Source organism: Mesorhizobium sp. 113-3-3, assembly GCF_016756495.1.
In the GTDB taxonomy this organism is placed as follows: Bacteria; Pseudomonadota; Alphaproteobacteria; order Rhizobiales; family Rhizobiaceae; genus Mesorhizobium.
Window position 1 is genome coordinate 6,092,770 of the sequence record NZ_AP023243.1, and the last position, 16,287, is coordinate 6,109,056.

Genomic DNA, 16,287 nt, shown 5'->3' on the forward strand with positions numbered 1-16,287 from the left:
CAGTTATCGGTATCTGAGATATCAATGCTCGACCTGGTCCAACTGCGCAGCTTCGTCACCGTCCAGCAGATGGGAAGCTTTACCTTCGCGGCCGAGAGGCTGGGGCTCGGGCAATCCACCGTCAGCCAGCACATCAGCAAGCTTGAGGCCGCGCTTGGCAGGCAGTTGCTTGCCCGTGATACGCACAAGGTGATGCTGACGCCGGACGGCGAAGCCCTGCTCGGCCATGCCCGGACCCTGTTGTCCATAGAGGGGCAAGTGCAGGCGTTGTTCACCGCGCAGCGGCTGCGGGGCACCTTGAGGCTCGGCGTATCCGAGGACCTGGTGACGAGCCGGCTCCCGCTGGTGCTGGAGGATTTCGTCCGGTCTCACCCATCCGTCGATCTTGAACTGACCGTCGCGTTGAGCGGCGTGCTCTACCAGATGCAGGACAATGGCGAGCTCGATCTCGTTCTGGCAAAGCGCCGGCTGGGCGACAGCTGTGGCCGGTTCGTCTATCGCGAGCCGCTTGTCTGGCTCGCCCGCGATCCGGAACACGTCCTGTCGCTCGCGGCCTTGCCGTTGATTGCCTTCCCGGCGCCCAGCGTCACGCGCAGCATTGCGCTGGAAGTGCTCGAACGGCACCGCATGCCGTGGCGCATTGTCTGCACATGCGGCAGCCTGAGCGGGCTGACAGCCGCCGCCCGCGCCGGCATGGGGGTTCTGGTGCAACCGCAAAGCATGTCGCCCTCGGGTTTGAAAGAGATCCCATCGGGGCGCCTGCCGCCGTTGGAGGATGTGGAATTCGTCCTGATCCCCAGCAAGGGCGCCGACAAGGCACTCGTCTCGGCGCTGACGGAAGATATCCTGACCAAGGTGAGAGGCTTGCGCTGACCTTGCTAATATAATTTGGTGATCTCAGGCGAACGAAGATATGGATTTGACATGGACCTGGATCCTTCGACGCTAAATCGGGCGCTGCCGCTGCGCGATCAGATCTATCACAAGATCCGCAATCTGATCGTCGTCGGACAGATGAAGCCGGGTGAAGTCATCAACGAAGTGGCCATCGCCGAAGCGCTCGGAGTCTCGCGCACGCCGGTGCGAGAAGCGGTCAAGCGCATCAGCGATGAAGGCCTGGTGAAAATCCTGGCTCAGACCGGCACCTATGTCGCGCCGATCAGCCGCGCCGACCTGGAAGAAGCCTATGTCATCCGCAGGGCGCTGGAGATGGAAAGCGCCAGGCGCGCCGCCGCCAAGTTGACCCCGGCGTCCGCCGAACTGCTGGAGGACAATATGGCGGCGCACAAGCTCGCCATAGCGCGCGGAAGGTTTGCCACCGCGATCCAGCTCGACGACGTCTTCCATCGCACCATTGCCGAGATCTGCGGCCTGCCGATGATCTGGCGGGCGGTCGACATCTCCAAGGCGCAGATGGACCGCGGCCGCTATCTCGCCATTCCCAAGCCCGGCTATGGCGAACAGACGATCGAGCAGCACCAGGCCATTCTCGACGCGCTGAAGCTCCACGATGCCGAGGCCGCCGCGCGGGCGATGGAGAATCATCTCGAGACGTCACTTCGAAACACGCTCGAAGTCGCCGCCGAGCTTCTCGGCTGACGCTCGCCATTGATCTCAGAAGTCGCGTCGTCCCTCGTTCATCGCGTCGACGCGCGCTCAAGCACTCCTGCGCGTCCTCGGCATCCGAACGTCATTGAACGTGCCTACGTCAGTCGTGCTCGCGTCGTGCGCGGCGTGGCGAGGAGCAGGCTCGTTTCGCTGCCCGTGATTCCGGCGATCAATCGGATGCGCCGCAGCACGGCATCGAAATCGGTCAACGAGGCCGTCCCGAGTTCGACCACCAGATCCCACCGGCCATTGGTGGTATGGATGGTCGAGACTTCCGGGAAGCCGCCCAGTGCCCGGACCACGCGGTCGGCGGCGTGGCCCTCGATCTCGATGAGCATGATGCCGCGGATGCGCTGATCGACGGCGTCGGCGCGCAGGACCACCGTGTAGCCGATGATGTCGCCCGAACGTTCCAGCCGCTCCATGCGTGCCCGCACCGTGGCGCGCGAGACGCCGAGATCGACGGCGAGGTCGGATACGCTGCGCCGGGCGTCATGCCGCAGCAAGGTGACGAGCCGTTCGTCCAATGCATCCATCGGGATTACCATTTTGATAAATTCTTCCGCCATTATGATAGATGATGCTTCGCGGATTGCCAATTCTACCTGTTCATATTGCCGGCTCGCCATGGTCTGCTGTCGCCCATTCGAACTTTGGCCGCGGGAAAGACAATGCGTTGCAAGATCGTCGGGGCGCCGGTGCAGGACGGCGCTGGCAGAATGGGCTGCGAAATGGGGCCGAGTGCGCTGAGGACGGCAGGGCTTGCCGAGGTGCTGTCCGGCCTCGGCCATGTCGTCGAGGATATGGGCGCCGTCCAGGCCATGCCGGTGAAACGCGTCGTGCATGGCAACCTCGCCCTGAAGGCCTTGCCCGAAATATCGGCCTGGACATCAGCCATCGCAGCGGCCGCCTATGCGGCGAGCGAGGACGCCATGCCGATCTTTCTCGGCGGCGACCATTCGATCTCGGCCGGTACCGTGTCGGGTCTCGCCCGCCGCGCCGCTGAGGCCGGGCGTCCACTGTTCGTGCTGTGGCTCGACGCGCATCCGGACTTCCACACGCTGGACACCACCGCCAGCGGCAATCTGCACGGCGTTCCGCTCGCCTATGCCAGCGGCCAGCCCGGTTTCCATGGCTACTTTCCGGACCTGCCGGCGGCGGTCGACCCCAAGCGTATCTGCACCATGGGTCTGCGCAGCGTCGACCCGGCCGAGCGCAGCGCGCTCAACCAGGCGGGCGTGACCGTGCACGACATGCGCGCCATCGACGAGCATGGCATCGCGCCGCTGCTGCGCGCCTTCCTGGCGCGCGTGTCTGATGAGAATGGGCTGCTGCATGTCAGTCTCGACGTCGACTTTCTCGACCCGTCGATTGCACCGGCTGTCGGCACCACGGTTCCCGGCGGTGCGACGTTCCGCGAGGCGCATCTGGTGATGGAGATGCTGTCCGACAGCGGCCTCGTCTCCAGCCTCGACCTGGTCGAGCTGAATCCTTTTCTCGACGAGCGTGGCCGGACCGCGACGCTTATGGTCGACCTGACGGCGAGCCTGATGGGCCGCCGCATCATGGACCGCCCGACCCGCAGCCATTCCGGGAGCTTTTGACCATGACCACGGCAAAACTGAACATCGTCCCCTTCGTCAGCGTCGACCGCATGATGAAGCTGGTCATCACCATCGGCGTCGAGCGCTTCCTGACGGAGCTCGCCGGCTACATCGAGGAAGATTTCCAGCGCTGGGAGCTTTTCGACAAGACGCCTCGCATCGCCTCGCACAGCCATGACGGCGTCATCGAGCTGATGCCGACGAGCGACGGGCGGCTCTACGGCTTCAAATATGTCAACGGCCATCCCAAGAACATGCGCCAGGGTCTGCAGACGGTCACCGCCTTCGGCGTGCTTGCCGATGTCGGCAGCGGCTATCCGATGCTGCTCACCGAAATGACGATCCTGACCGCGCTGCGCACCGCCGCCACATCGGCCGTCGCGGCCAAGTACCTGGCGCCGCGCGGAGCGCGCACCATGGCCATTATCGGCAACGGCGCGCAGTCGGAATTCCAGGCGATCGCGTTCAAAGCACTGACCGGCGTCGACCGGCTCAGACTCTATGATATCGATCGGTCTGCTTCGCAAAAATGCGCCAAGAACCTGGCCGGCATGGGATTCGACATCACCATCTGCGAAACCGGGCAGGAAGCGGTCGAAGGGGCCGGGATCATCACGACCGTCACCGCAGACAAGCAATGCGCCACCATTCTCACCGACAACATGGTCGGCGCCGGCGTCCACATCAACGCCGTCGGCGGCGATTGCCCCGGCAAGACCGAACTGCACAGGGACATCCTGCTGCGCTCCGACATTTTCGTCGAGTTCCCTCCCCAGACACGCATCGAGGGCGAGATCCAGCAATTGGATGCCGACCATCCGGTGACCGAGCTTTGGCAAGTGATTGCCGGCAAGACGCCAGGCCGCCGGGACGCCAAACAGATCACGCTGTTCGATTCCGTCGGCTTCGCCATCGAGGACTTTTCGGCGCTGCGTTATGTGCGCGATCAGCTGCAGGCTACGGGCCTCTACGAGGAGCTCGATCTGCTGGCCGATCCGGACGAGCCGCGCGACCTCTATGGCATGCTGCTGAGAGCGGCCATGCAGACCGCGGCATAATAACAACCGGTGAGCTGCCGCAGGCGATCCCGCAGGCGTTGATAAGTGACTGCGCTCTTGTCGATCGTCCCTTCGACGAGATGAAAGACCATCGGCGTTGCCGTCATTCGTCGTGCTTGCGAAGTGATCCTGGAGAGCGTGCGTCCGGCGCTGGCGAGTCTGCGTCGTTAGCCGCGTGAAGCCCCCGACGAACAGTTCGTTCGAATGATGCGCTTGCGTCGGCCCGGGCGCATGTTGAGGCAGCCGGCAAACCAAAACACACCCAACAGCCGGTTAGGCCCGGCCGCCTGATGCCCCCCTACAAGAGGCTGTCGGGCCGCTTGATCTGTCTGAGGCTTGCACGCGAAAGCGCTCCTGACTGCCTCGCGTGCCGACAAGCGAGCGGCGCTGGGGTCCACGCAGCAAAAGACGTCAATATGAACACGAGAGGGACCATCCAACGCAAAAGCCATCCTCGGTGACCGGCGACCGCCAAACAGACGACTTGCTACCGCTTAAGCACTGAATTGCCATCAACTGGCATCGTTTGATTGCACGAAGACGCGGATCCGATCTCTCGATACAGAAGGAAGCTCAGTCCGCGCCTTTCTGGGTCCAGGCATGCGGAAAGGGGATGCAGGGCATGAAGTTCCGGGATCTGATCAGACGTGCCGACAACAATGTGGAGAGGTCATTCGAGGATCTCGAAGCTGACTTGGCTAATGCCGTCGACGAGTGCCTTGGTCTGGAGGACCTGTCAGCGCTGGCAATGGACGATGTCGCGGACGAGCCGCCAATCCCAGACGACAACAGCGAACAGGACCACGGTGCGCAAGCCGAGGACGATGCGGGCACCGACGACGCCCGCACTCCCGAACCCGTGCGACGGCTGACCTCTCATACGCAGAGCCGCATGGCTGCCTTGAGTTCCTTTGACGGGCTGTTTCGCGATGCGAAGCCCCATTTCGAGGAGATCAGCGCGAAGCTGTCCGAGATCGCGAGCACACATCAGCTGACCTTTGAATTCTTTCACATCCTTCATGCCGACATTCTCCGCGCCAACGAACTGGAGCTGGCGAATCTAAACCTGACGGCGGAGCAAAAGAGCCTGTCGGACAAGCTCAATGATCTGAGCCGGAAGCAGTATGAGCGTGAAAGCATGGTGGAGGCCTTGCAGCAGCGCGAGGCAAGCCTGGTTCAGGACGGCGAGGCGCTTCGTAGCGCCTTGGCCGCGGCAAGGCTGGAACTCGTGGAGGCTGCGAACACCAACGCAAAAAACGAAGCGGAATTCGGAGACCTCACAAACACGCTTGCCGCCGCAACCGTCGAGGCCGACAGGCGCGCGCGCGAGAACAGGCAGCTGCGTGAAAAGAATGTCAGCCTGTCGATCGACCTGGAAAAGGCGCTGAAACGGGAGGACGAGGCGCGGCACAGACTGGACGCCTTCTCCACGCTCCATGCCAACGAAGCCGCGCGAAATTCCGAAATGCTTGGTGCGCTCGGCAAGAGCGAAAAGGAAGCGACACGGCTCCACACCGCGCTCGAGGCCACCCAGGCGAAACTGTCGGAATTGACGGAAACCGCCAGGATCATGGAGGCGGACAAAGCCGCCGAGCTCGAACGCAGCCGTGCCGAGATACGAGGATTGCGTTCCGAAATTCAGAACCTCAATTCGCGACTGGAGCACGCATCGAACGCAAACAGCGAGGCCTCGGCCGAGATCGCCAGGCTCAAGCTTCAATGGAGCGACGCCGTGGCTGAAAAACAGGTGGCGGACGAAAGGTTGGCGGCACTCACCAAGGAGGCCGAAACCGACAAGCTGAACCTTTCGAAGATAACCGCCAATTTCTCACAGCTTTCGCTGCAGCGGGCCTCCGATCAGATACAGCTCGATATCCGCCGGCAGGAATGCGAAGATCTGCGGGCCGAAATTGCGTCAGTCAACGCCCGGATCCGGGAATTGCTGCCCTACGAGAGGCTCCATGGCGCCACGAACGCCTTGCCGCATAAGAATGATGTGGCCAAGCTACAGGTGACGGCGGAGCGAACCGCGCGTACGGCTCGCCGCGTTCGTCGGAGGGCGCTCACCGCGTCGTAGGAGGACGAGCCAGCCGGTCGTATTTGCGGCTTGCTTCCAACCGTTCGTCACGTCATTGGCGGAAAGCCCTGGACATCTGATCCGTGAGAGGCTTCAGCAGATAAGACCAGACGCTGCGTTCGTCCGTGCTTATGTGAACCTCCGCCGGCATGCCGGGTTTGAGCACCTTGGCATCGGTCAGGCAGGCCGCCTTGTTCTCGACGTTGATGCGCGCCGAGAAATACGAAAGCTGTTTTTGCTGGTCCTTGATCAGATCCGCCGAGATGCGCTTGACCGACCCCTGGCAAGCAGGCGTGGTGCCGGCATCGAAAGCCGGAAACCGGATCGAGACGCGCTGACCTGGACGAACGTCATCTATGCGCGACGGAGGGATCAGCGCGTCGACGACGAGGTTGTCGGTGTCGGGGACAATCATCATGATCACCTCTCCCGGAGCGATTACACCGCCGATTGTATGGATAGCCGATTCCTGCACCGTTCCGGATTGCGGAGCGCGGATGTTGGTTTTGGTCAGTTCGTCTTGAGCCACGACCTTGCGCTCGCTGAGTTCGGTCTGCTTGGCTTCCGTTTCACGAAGTTCGCTCGTGACTTCGCTGCGCCTTTGCTCATCCAGCTGAAGAATTTGCAGTTCGGTCTCGCTGACCCGGGCCTGTGCCTCAGCGACCGCCGCCGCGAGGCGTCCTGATTCTCCGTGCGCTCTGGTGGCATCCAGTCTGATGTTACTCAGTCGCTCCTTGGACACCAACTTCTTTGTATAAAGCGCCTGGACATCGCCAAGATCTCCATCCAGCAGGACCACGGACTGGTCTTCCGCGGCCTGCTGCGCCTTGAGGCCATCGATCTGGCGTTCGAGCTGCTTCGAGCGGCTTTGCAACTGCGCCTTCTGCCCCGTCAACGCCGTTGCGCGGCTTTCGAAGAGGGTGCGCTCTCCCCTCACCAGTGCAGCCAGTTCCGGGTCGCCCATCCGTGCTTGAAGGTCGGACGGAAGCTGCATTTCCGGCAGGCCTTGCCGCTCGGCCTCCAGCCGCGCAAGCCGGACGGTCGCACGATCAAGATCCTCACTGACTATTTGCAGGTTGGCCCGCGTCAGCGTGTCGTCCAGCCTGGCCACCACATCGCCAGCCCGCACGTGGTCCCCATCTTGCGCGAAGATGCCGCCGATCGTGCCGCCGGTCAGATGCTGGACCTTCTTTATGTTGCTTTCGACCACCACGGTGGCAGGCGCTATCACCGCGCCGGCGATCCTGGTCAAACCCAGCCAAAGCCCGCCGCCGACAACCAACATGGCCGTGACCGCCGCGCCCAGGATCAGGTTGGACCTGATATCATCCCGCGCCTCGGCCGCCTCGGCCCTTCGGCTCCCGTTGTCGATCGGAGCATATGAAACCATTGTGACGTCAGACACGATTCAACACCTTACGCATGGCCACTCACCCCTTTCTGCATCGGAACAACCGACGCCGGCCGTTCGGCAGGCGAAGGGAAGGGCCGGATCACATTGGCCAGGACCTCCTCGCGCGAGCCGAAGGAGTGAAGCATCCCGTTCGACATGACGAGCACCTTGTCGATATTGGTGAGGGCAGAAGGACGGTGCGCAACAATGATGACGATGCCTCCACGTCGGCGCACCCCCAGGATCGCGCCGGCCAGGGCGGCGTCGCCGTCGACGTCCAGGTTTGAATTCGGCTCGTCGAGGACGACCAGGAACGGGTCGCCATAAAGTGCCCTGGCAAGCCCGACGAGTTGCCTCTGTCCGGCCGACAGGGCTGCTCCTCCCTCGCCTACGCGTGTTTGAAACCCGTTCGGCAGCCGCATGATCATCTTGTCGACGCCGGCGGCCCTGGCAGCCGCCAGCACACCCTTGGCGTCGTCCTTGCCGCCAAATCGCGAAATGTTGTCGGCAACCGTCCCGTCAAACAGTTCGACGTCCTGCGGCAGGTAGCCGATATGGGCGCCAAGCTCTTCCGGGTTCCATTGGTCGAGCGAGGCTTCGTCCAGCCGAACCCTTCCGCGAGCTGGCTGCCACACTCCCACCAGCGCGCGCACAAGTGTCGTTTTCCCAGAACCGCTCGGGCCGACAATGGCCATTCCCGTGCCCCCGGACAGGCTAAAGCTGACATTGGCCACTGTCGGTTTTTGCTGGCCCGGCGGCGCTATTGCCAAGTCCTCGACCGCAAGCATCGCCTGCGGGCGCGGCAGTTCCATAGGTTCCTCATTTCCCCCGACGGCAGCCAGCGCCGTTGCCAGTTGGGAATAGCTTTGCCGGAAGGCCGCGAAGCCCCGCCAGTTTGCGAGCGCGGCGTCAACCGGAGCCAACGAGCGGCCCAGCAGTATCGAGGATGCTATGATGACGCCCGGAGACGCTTCCCCGCCGATCACAAGATAGGCGCCCAGTCCCAGAACAGAGGACTGCAAGGCCATGCGCAGCGCCCTCGAGAGCGCGCCGGTGGCACCGACAATGTCGGAAAGCCGTTCCTGGTGCGTGAGATAGGCGTGATTGATGTCGCTCCAGCGGCGGGCAAGCCGCCCGGAAAGGCCCATGGCGCGCACAACCTCCGCGTTGCGGCGCCCGGAATCGGCAAGATTGCGTTGCGACACCAGTGTCTCGGACGCGCGCGCAGCGGATGCGCGGCCAAGGACTTCCGCGATCACCGTGAGCAGCACGACAACAATCGCACCGCTTGTTGCCAGCAGGCCGAGCGCGGGATGCAGAAGATAGATGATCAGCAGATAAAACGGTATCCACGGCGCGTCGAAGATGACGGTCGGCCCCAACCCTGAAAGGAAGCCGCGGATCTGATCCAGATCACGCAGCGGCTGTATCCGGTTCGCATCCTGCCCGCCGATAAGCGGCAAGGACAGCGAGAGGCCAAACACCCTTTGCTGCAGATTCTTATGGAGACGATTGCCTATTCGAACCAGGAGGCGGAGGCGCACGAAATCCAGCAATCCGTAGACCGCGTAAAGGCCCAGCATTCCGATCGTAAATCCGACAAGTGTCGGAACGCTCTGCGAAGGCAAAACGCGGTCGTAGACCTGCAGCATATAGACGGAACCGGTCAGGGCGAGAAGGTTTATGACCGCCGAGAAGACGCCGACACCTACGAGCCCGGGTACCGCGCCCAGCATGGCGCCACGCAGATCGGGCGAACGTATCCCTCTGGAGCTCATGGCTTGCGACCTCCGGTGAGAAATCGTTGCGCAAGCTCGCTGGCCCCGTTGGCCACGGACAATTTTTGGGTTTTCAGGAGCGTATCCCTCTTTACCTTCTAATATTACGCCCCACTAACGTACTTGGCCTTCGTTCAAAATGTAGCGAAATCGTGACGCCAGCCCGGGAAACACGAATCTGACGCATTAATTCAGGGGAAAACCGCCGTTTCAGGGGATAACAAGAAGGTTCTGGCGGTCACGCTCCAGGCCGTGAGAGCGACGCCATGGCGTCGCTTTGGGGGTGAGTCGCGCCTTGCGCAAACGCCTCCGCGGCCGTTTTCACGGAGCCATTCGAGTGAGCGATCCCCTCTAGCGCTTCTTCGCGACAACCAGGAAATGTTGAGCCAGTTGTCCAGGAATGCGAAGGGTCCTGGACACCTTCTCGAAGGGTTCCATCAACGCTTCACAGACCCCTGGCAACAGGTTTCCCGGCCGAGGCAGATAGCCGTAAGGTATCATCTCCTCGACGAGAAACCCCGACGCGGTCAGGAGTTCGCTGAACCTCGCTACGCTTAGCGTGTGGCGAATTGTGCGTCTAAACGACCGATTGAGCAGCCGGCAAACCAGGCCGATGGGCGAAGTCGCATTCATGTGAACGTTGCACACGAGTCGCCCGCCATCCTTCAGATGCTCATTGATTGCCTTGAGCGCATCCCGCTTCAGCTGATCCTCTGCGTTCAGGAAGAAGCGAAACGCGGTTGTGACGTCGAAGGTCTCGCCGAGGGGCTGTGTTGTCATATCGATGTGAACCAGTCTCACATTGGGCGGAACCTGCGCGCAGTCGAGCATGGATTTGGAAACGTCGGCGCCGACCACCTCGCCGAAGAGCACGGCTGCAACGTTGGCGATGCGGCCTGTTCCGCATGCGAAATCGAGGCAGGTTCGGCCGGCCCCGCCCATTGGGCGAAGAACGTCCATGATCAGAGGCTTTTCGATTTTCTCCCAAAGCGCGCCATAATAGCCGGACTCATGCGTTTTGTTGTAATGCGCGCCGTAGCCCGGGGCGCAATGGCTGGCCCTGTAGTCGTCCGACACCCGGTCGCCCTGCGTGTGGATCTGCTGGTTGGACGTCAGTTCCCGCCAAATTCCAGGCTCACCGTTCCGCGGCTTGGCTTGCGAAAATCGCGCTGCCAAAGGCGTGTCGAAAGCGGACTGAGCCATTTGAGCCGCGTTCGTCGGCGGCACCGGCTTCATCCCTTGCCTGGAATTGAGCCTCACCTGTATCTCCCGTGCGGTTCTGTTCGACTGCCCGGTCGAACAGTAAGCACCCCCCATTCATTTTTTCGGACTGCGACTGAGCGGCCTATTCGATCGCCGCGCTTTGCAGATCGCTGCTGAACCTGGCTTCGACGGTGTCCCCAGGCATCACGACCGTATCTTCGTCAGCCGACAGCTTGCGCCATTCATCGCCGACCTTGCGGACGATCGTGACCTGAGCCCGGATTGTTTCGCCGGCAATCGGCAATGGCTGGGTGGATGCCCCGGTCGGTTGCAGCTTCTCGCTGGCGGCGTGGAGCCTGGCGGTGACATCGGCCAGCCGCGCGTTGGTTTCCTTCAGATCCGTAAGCAAGGCAATCTTCTTTTGATTGTCATTGCGTTCGTGCTGCCTGACATAGTCCTCCTGCTGGCGCCGCGCTCTCATGAGCTCGACCGTGGTTTGCAGTGCACCGCTCGACGACAGAAGCAAGGCGCGCCTGACATCGGCGAGCCGGGTGTTGGTCAGATTGCCTGCGTCAAACGCCTTGGTTACCTTCGCCAAATCTTCCTGATCCGCCTTCACGCTCTCGGCCTCGACCTGTTCGCGCTTCTGCAAAATCTCGATTTGATCAGCCGCATCTTTCTCGCCCTTCTCGAGAAAGGCCTGCTCCTGCTGGAAATCGCTCAGCGCAATCTTCAGCCCGTCAGCTTCAGCCTGGGCGATCGAGGCTCCGACGCTGGGCGACAGGGGCGACCCCTGCGGCGTCTGCTTGTCGAAATCCGCCTGCCCCTGAAGTTCGGCGCGGACACGGGCAGCGTGAAAATAGTCTTTGGTGTAATCCCCCCAAAGTGTCTCGTAATCGCGCCTGAGATCGACCGGATCGGGTCCGGTCTGGCCTGCGCGTGACCGCAAGAGGCTGAAGCCGCCGGAGACGGCAAGCGCCTGCCGTACCGTCATGAGCGGACGGTAGGCCTGTTGTCCCGGGGTGAGCACGTCGCCCGTGACGTAGATCGGGCGGTAGTCCACGATGATGGCGGTCACGTCGTCTGGCTTGACGACGACCATCTGCCCCCGCCCATCGGCCAGGCGCGCGTGAAAAATCTTGGTCGGCAAAAGCGCTTGCATGCGCGTCTGCAGTTGAGACGCCGTCAGGCCTGCGACCATGACCATCCCGACTTCGGGAAGAGCGATATTGCCGTCCATCTGGACCACGGCACGCTGGGTCCGATCCGGGATTGGCGCTATCCCTATCTCGACGGTATCGCCCGGTGACAGTTGATAGGGCTCGGCTTCGCCGGCGGCGGCCATCGATGTCATGGACATCGCGGCGATCGCAGCGAGAACGGTTCGTTTAGCGAAGGCCATTTGCGACAATCTCCTTCTGGTTCTGCACCGGCTCCAAAGGCCATCCGACACGGGTAACGAAATCGTATACCGGGCCACCGGGCACACCCCAATTGCTCGACCAGACCACCTGTGAGCCGTCTGGCGACGGCGAGCCATGCGTCTCGCTCCAGTAGTCGAAGTGGGCGTTCTGCGTGTCCACGATACGGCGGACCTCTCCGCTGCCGTCCAGACGCAGCGCAATGACCTGCTGCGCGTAAGGCGCCCAATCCGGGTGCTGCGATACTTCGGCTGGCGTGCCGCCATAGCTCAGAAACACCCAGCCGGGCCTGTCCAGGGACCTGAGCGACGCATGCATGGCCTCGCCATATTTCATCAGCGCGGTGACCTTGCCATCGGCCAGTCGGCGCTTGATCACCTGATATTTGTCGGGATCCGATTTGCTGATCCCGACAGAGATTTCGCTGCCGTCGGCATCGACCGTCATGTCGCCGTGACCGGGCCGGTGGTGCTCCATCCACTTCTGGCGCAAGACGCCGTCGATGGAGAAGATGAAGGTCGGCTCATGGTCGTCCGACAGAGCCTGTGTGCACACAATGTTGAGCCCGAGCGGGGAGATCGAGCAAGAGCCGGTGGTTCCTGGAAGCTGGGTAAGATCGATGTCCGGGAATTTCCGCCGCTCCTTGAGGTCGTAGCCAAACACCACCGCTTTGCCGTCATTGCGCGTTGCGCGCACCGCAATGCGGTTGCCGTCGCGGCTCGGATTGCCTTTGTTGGGCCCGAACTGAAGCTTGCTGTAGGCTGCCGAGGTGAACACGACGTCTTCGTGATCGGTGCGTGGCGCCCAGGTCGAGATCTGCCGGCCAGCAACGCAGATCATCAGCTCGGGATCTTTGGGATGCCATTCGCATTCGGTCGAGCGGTCGCGGTGGAACAATGGAACGTAGGTGCGCCCGTCGAGAAAGCACATGCCACCGCAACCATTGACGATCAGGAGAAGGCTCTGGTCGGCATTCCAGGCCTGTGCGCTCGAGTAACGGTGGGTGCAGTATTTCTTCCCGCAGACACCCGCGAGGCCGAGAATTCCGGGCTCGGTGATCCGTACGAGAACCATACCGGACCACGGATCCGTCGTTTCGCTCAGATAACCCGGCAGGTTTTTTGCCACCAGTGTGGCCGACGGTTGCGATGCGCTGCTTTCGCGACCGCCGGCCATATAGATACTGGGGAACATGGCACCGGCTATCAACAACAGTGCCAACATGTGTCGGCGGTGCAGGGTCATGTCATGTAGCCCATTTCGCGCCGCACCCGGCCTTCGCTAAGGCGCGCGCGCCACCACGCGATCGTTCGCTCCAGGCCATCGCGAAGGCTGGTCTGCGCCCGCCATCCGGTCTCGCCTTCAAAGCGCGAGGAATCGGCGAGCAAGGCGCGAACCTCCGAATTTTGCGGCCGCAGACGCCTTTCGTCACGATGGACCGGTTTCTTGGAACCGCTCAATTCCAGGACAAGGTCCAACACGTCGGAGATGGTCGCGGCGCGTTGGCTGCCGGCATTGTAGGCCTGGCCGAATTCGAGCCTGGCCAGGCCCGCGGTCAGGAACGCTGCCGCAGTGTCTTCGACAAAGGTCAGGTCGCGGATCGGGCTTGTATCGCCGACCATGATCGCCGGGCAATTCGCATCGAGGGCCTGCCGGATGATGGTCGGCACGATCGCGCGCTCACTCTGGCGCGGGCCATAAGTGTTGAAGGGCCGCATGATGACCACGGGAACATCGAACGACCTGGCGTAAGACTCGGCCATCATGTCTGCGCCGATCTTGGATGCCGAATAGGGTGACTGTCCCTGTAACGGATGCGCTTCACGGATGGGCATTGTCTGGGCGGTTCCATAGACCTCGCTCGTGGAGGTATGCACCACCCGCTCCGTCTCCCATTGACGCGCGGCTTCAAGAACGTTCACCGTGCCCAGGATGTTGGTTTCGACATAGGACTGGGCAGCCGCATAGGAATATGGAATCGCAATGAGCGCGGCCAGGTGAAACACGACGGCCTGGCCACGCACGATCCGGTTCAGGAACGCGCAGTCGCGCACGTCACCGCGGACAAGCTTCAGCTGGCTGCGGATCTTGTCCGGCAAATCGTCCAGCCATCCATGGCTGTCGAAGGAATTGTAGAGCGCCAGAGCCGTGACATCCGCGCCGTTGCGGACGAGCGCTTCAGTGAGATGCGAACCGATAAATCCATCCGCGCCCGTCACCAGAACTTTCTTGCCGTTGTAGCTCATGACTGCGCATTCCCTTGGCTGACTGGAGCGCTTTCCTTTTGGGGTTCATACGTCGATCGGCTGCGATGGAACCCAGCCGACAACCGCCAGCACGCCGCGCGCCATCCACACGATGTCGGAGACGATGGTACGCTGCGGATAGTAGGAGAGGTCGAGCCTGGCTTTGGCGGGGAACATAACCTCCCGATAGAACAGGATCGGATCCGTGGATCGGGGAAAGAAATGCGCCTCGTGCCGGAAGAGCACCTGGGTTGGCCCCAGCAGGCCAGGCTTGAATTGCAGGACGGCCTCGAGGCCGCCCCGGAAACAATCGGCGAAAGCCATGCTCTCGGGTCGCGGCCCGACGATCGCCATCTCGCCTTTGAGGACGTTCCACAGCTGCGGCAACTCGTCGAACTTCGTTGCCGCGAGGAACCGGCCCACCGTCGTCATGCGGCTGTCGCCCACGACGGTCAGTGCGAGGCCTTGGGGATCGCAGTTCACACCGAACTTGCGAAATTTGTACATGCGGAAGGGTCGGCCGCCAGCGCCCATGCGGGTCTGTGCGAACAAGATCGAGCCACCGCCTTCGAGCAGAAGCGCTCCGGCGATCAAAAGCATCAGCGGTGCAAATATGATGGTCGCGGCGCCCGCGACCGCGAGATCGATCGAGCGTCTTACAAAGCCGTGAGCGGGGCTTGAGACGAAGCTCCGCTGAAGGGAAACATCGAACGCGTTCATGCGGCAGTTCCTGTTTGGGCGCCGCCTTTGAGTGCGCTTGCGAGTGCAGCCACAACCGCTTCGGCGACCGGCGACGTGATCTGGGGATGCAGAGGAATTGTCAGCTCTCGCTGAGCAAAGTCCTCTGTGCGCGGCAAGGCAACGCCGGGGAAACGCTCGCGATAGTACGTCATTTGGTGCACCGGCGGATAATGAATCGTGGTCTGTATCCCCTGCTCCCGCAGTTCGTCGATAACCTCCTGCCGCCTCGCGTAGCGCGGCAGGAGAACCGGCATTATGTGGTGAGCCGACGTGCGGGGTTCGCTGAAGGGAATGGTCACGGCCGGGCAGTGTTCGGCGATGAGGCGCCGGTACAGGACGGCCAGGATACGCCTGATTTCGTTCCACTCCTGCAGGTTTTGCAGCTGGACCAGGCCAATCGCCGCCCGCATCTCGTCCATGCGGTAGTTGAACCCGAGCATCGTGACATCATATTGCGGGGTACGACTGTTCAGCCGCTGATGCGTCCCACTGGTCATCCCGTGGCCGCGGGCCTGGCGGATCTTGTCGAGCAGATCGGGATCACGGGCGATCACCGCGCCCCCTTCCGCCGTTGTCATGTTCTTGTTGCCGTAGAAGCTGAAGGCAGCCGCGGCGCCGAACGTTCCCACCTCCCTCAGGCCGGGCGCATGCGCGGCGTCCTCGATGATATGGAGCCCTCGAAGCCGGGCGAACCGCTGCCAGTGTTCCCGATTGGCGAGATAGCCCGCGAAGTGAACGAGAATGACCGCCTTTGTGCGTGGTGTGCACCGCGCTTCGGCTTCCGCGAGCGACATCAACGGTACGTCGACTGACTCGATATCGACAAAGACGGGGGTAGCCCCAACATAGAGCACCGCATTCGCGGTCGCCACGAAGGTCAGCGACGGGACCAGTACTTCGTCGCCCGGTCCTATCCCCAGTGCATGCAGGATAAGATGAAGTGCGGCGGTGCAGGAACCAACTGCCACGCAATCTCGCGCGCCATGCATGTCGGCAAAGGCCAGTTCGAATGCCCGCACCTGTTCCCCCATGGTAAGCCAGCCGCTGTCAATCACCTTTGACAGGGCTGCCTTCTCGGGTACGCCTAGGATCGGGGCGCTCACCAAGAGCATCTTGACCTCCTAAAAATCCTTACGGTGGGTTCGGCCTCTACATCCG

The 16,287-nt window shown here is 62.1% G+C and carries 14 protein-coding genes; 5 read left to right on the forward strand and 9 right to left on the reverse strand.

Annotated elements, in window-relative coordinates; translation table 11 throughout:
• Nucleotides 1-24: 24 nt before the first annotated feature.
• Nucleotides 25-873: a LysR family transcriptional regulator gene (locus tag JG746_RS29590; protein ID WP_202355951.1), complete on the forward strand. Its 849-nt coding sequence runs from the start codon at nt 25-27 to the stop codon at nt 871-873.
• Between the two features lie 51 nt (nt 874-924).
• On the forward strand, nt 925-1,599 hold the full coding sequence (locus tag JG746_RS29595) for a GntR family transcriptional regulator (RefSeq protein ID WP_202355952.1): 675 nt from the start codon (nt 925-927) through the stop codon (nt 1,597-1,599).
• A gap of 104 nt (nt 1,600-1,703) precedes the next feature.
• Here JG746_RS29595 and JG746_RS29600 read toward each other — a convergent pair whose 3' ends face one another.
• Nucleotides 1,704-2,144: an Lrp/AsnC family transcriptional regulator gene (locus JG746_RS29600; protein WP_031261243.1), complete on the reverse strand. Its 441-nt coding sequence runs from the start codon at nt 2,142-2,144 to the stop codon at nt 1,704-1,706.
• 135 nt (nt 2,145-2,279) lie between these two features.
• On the opposite strand from JG746_RS29600, the gene rocF reads away from it, so the two are divergent.
• From rocF to JG746_RS29615, 3 genes are all read left to right on the forward strand, one after another.
• Nucleotides 2,280-3,212: an arginase gene (rocF, locus tag JG746_RS29605; RefSeq protein ID WP_202355953.1), complete on the forward strand. Its 933-nt coding sequence runs from the start codon at nt 2,280-2,282 to the stop codon at nt 3,210-3,212.
• A gap of 2 nt (nt 3,213-3,214) precedes the next feature.
• Complete coding sequence (locus JG746_RS29610) at nt 3,215-4,270, forward strand: ornithine cyclodeaminase (protein WP_202355954.1); 1,056 nt, start codon at nt 3,215-3,217, stop codon at nt 4,268-4,270.
• A gap of 613 nt (nt 4,271-4,883) precedes the next feature.
• The gene (locus tag JG746_RS29615; RefSeq protein ID WP_244730530.1) at nt 4,884-6,347 is read left to right on the forward strand and encodes a hypothetical protein; all 1,464 of its coding nucleotides are present in this window, start codon (nt 4,884-4,886) and stop codon (nt 6,345-6,347) included.
• Between the two features lie 52 nt (nt 6,348-6,399).
• Here the strand turns inward: JG746_RS29615 and JG746_RS29620 are convergent, their stop codons facing one another.
• From JG746_RS29620 to JG746_RS29655, 8 genes are all read right to left on the reverse strand, one after another.
• On the reverse strand, nt 6,400-7,737 hold the full coding sequence (locus tag JG746_RS29620; protein ID WP_202359525.1) for an HlyD family type I secretion periplasmic adaptor subunit: 1,338 nt from the start codon (nt 7,735-7,737) through the stop codon (nt 6,400-6,402).
• 26 nt (nt 7,738-7,763) lie between these two features.
• The gene (locus JG746_RS29625; protein WP_244730532.1) at nt 7,764-9,476 is read right to left on the reverse strand and encodes a type I secretion system permease/ATPase; all 1,713 of its coding nucleotides are present in this window, start codon (nt 9,474-9,476) and stop codon (nt 7,764-7,766) included.
• Nucleotides 9,477-9,869: 393 nt separating this feature from the next.
• Complete coding sequence (locus tag JG746_RS29630; RefSeq protein ID WP_244730533.1) at nt 9,870-10,778, reverse strand: class I SAM-dependent methyltransferase; 909 nt, start codon at nt 10,776-10,778, stop codon at nt 9,870-9,872.
• A gap of 85 nt (nt 10,779-10,863) precedes the next feature.
• Nucleotides 10,864-12,123 carry a polysaccharide biosynthesis/export family protein gene (locus JG746_RS29635; protein ID WP_202355956.1) on the reverse strand — a complete coding sequence of 420 codons (1,260 nt, stop codon included), beginning with the start codon at nt 12,121-12,123 and terminating at the stop codon, nt 10,864-10,866.
• Nucleotides 12,110-13,387: a hypothetical protein gene (locus JG746_RS29640; RefSeq protein WP_202355957.1), complete on the reverse strand. Its 1,278-nt coding sequence runs from the start codon at nt 13,385-13,387 to the stop codon at nt 12,110-12,112. The genes JG746_RS29635 and JG746_RS29640 overlap by 14 nt, the downstream gene beginning before the upstream one ends.
• Nucleotides 13,384-14,388 carry an NAD-dependent epimerase/dehydratase family protein gene (locus tag JG746_RS29645; protein WP_202355958.1) on the reverse strand — a complete coding sequence of 335 codons (1,005 nt, stop codon included), beginning with the start codon at nt 14,386-14,388 and terminating at the stop codon, nt 13,384-13,386. The genes JG746_RS29640 and JG746_RS29645 overlap by 4 nt, the downstream gene beginning before the upstream one ends.
• Nucleotides 14,389-14,433: 45 nt before the next feature.
• Nucleotides 14,434-15,108, reverse strand: a complete 675-nt coding sequence (locus JG746_RS29650) for a sugar transferase (protein WP_202355959.1) — start codon at nt 15,106-15,108, stop codon at nt 14,434-14,436.
• Nucleotides 15,105-16,241, reverse strand: a complete 1,137-nt coding sequence (locus JG746_RS29655; protein WP_202355960.1) for a DegT/DnrJ/EryC1/StrS family aminotransferase — start codon at nt 16,239-16,241, stop codon at nt 15,105-15,107. The genes JG746_RS29650 and JG746_RS29655 overlap by 4 nt, the downstream gene beginning before the upstream one ends.
• Nucleotides 16,242-16,287 lie beyond the last annotated feature (46 nt).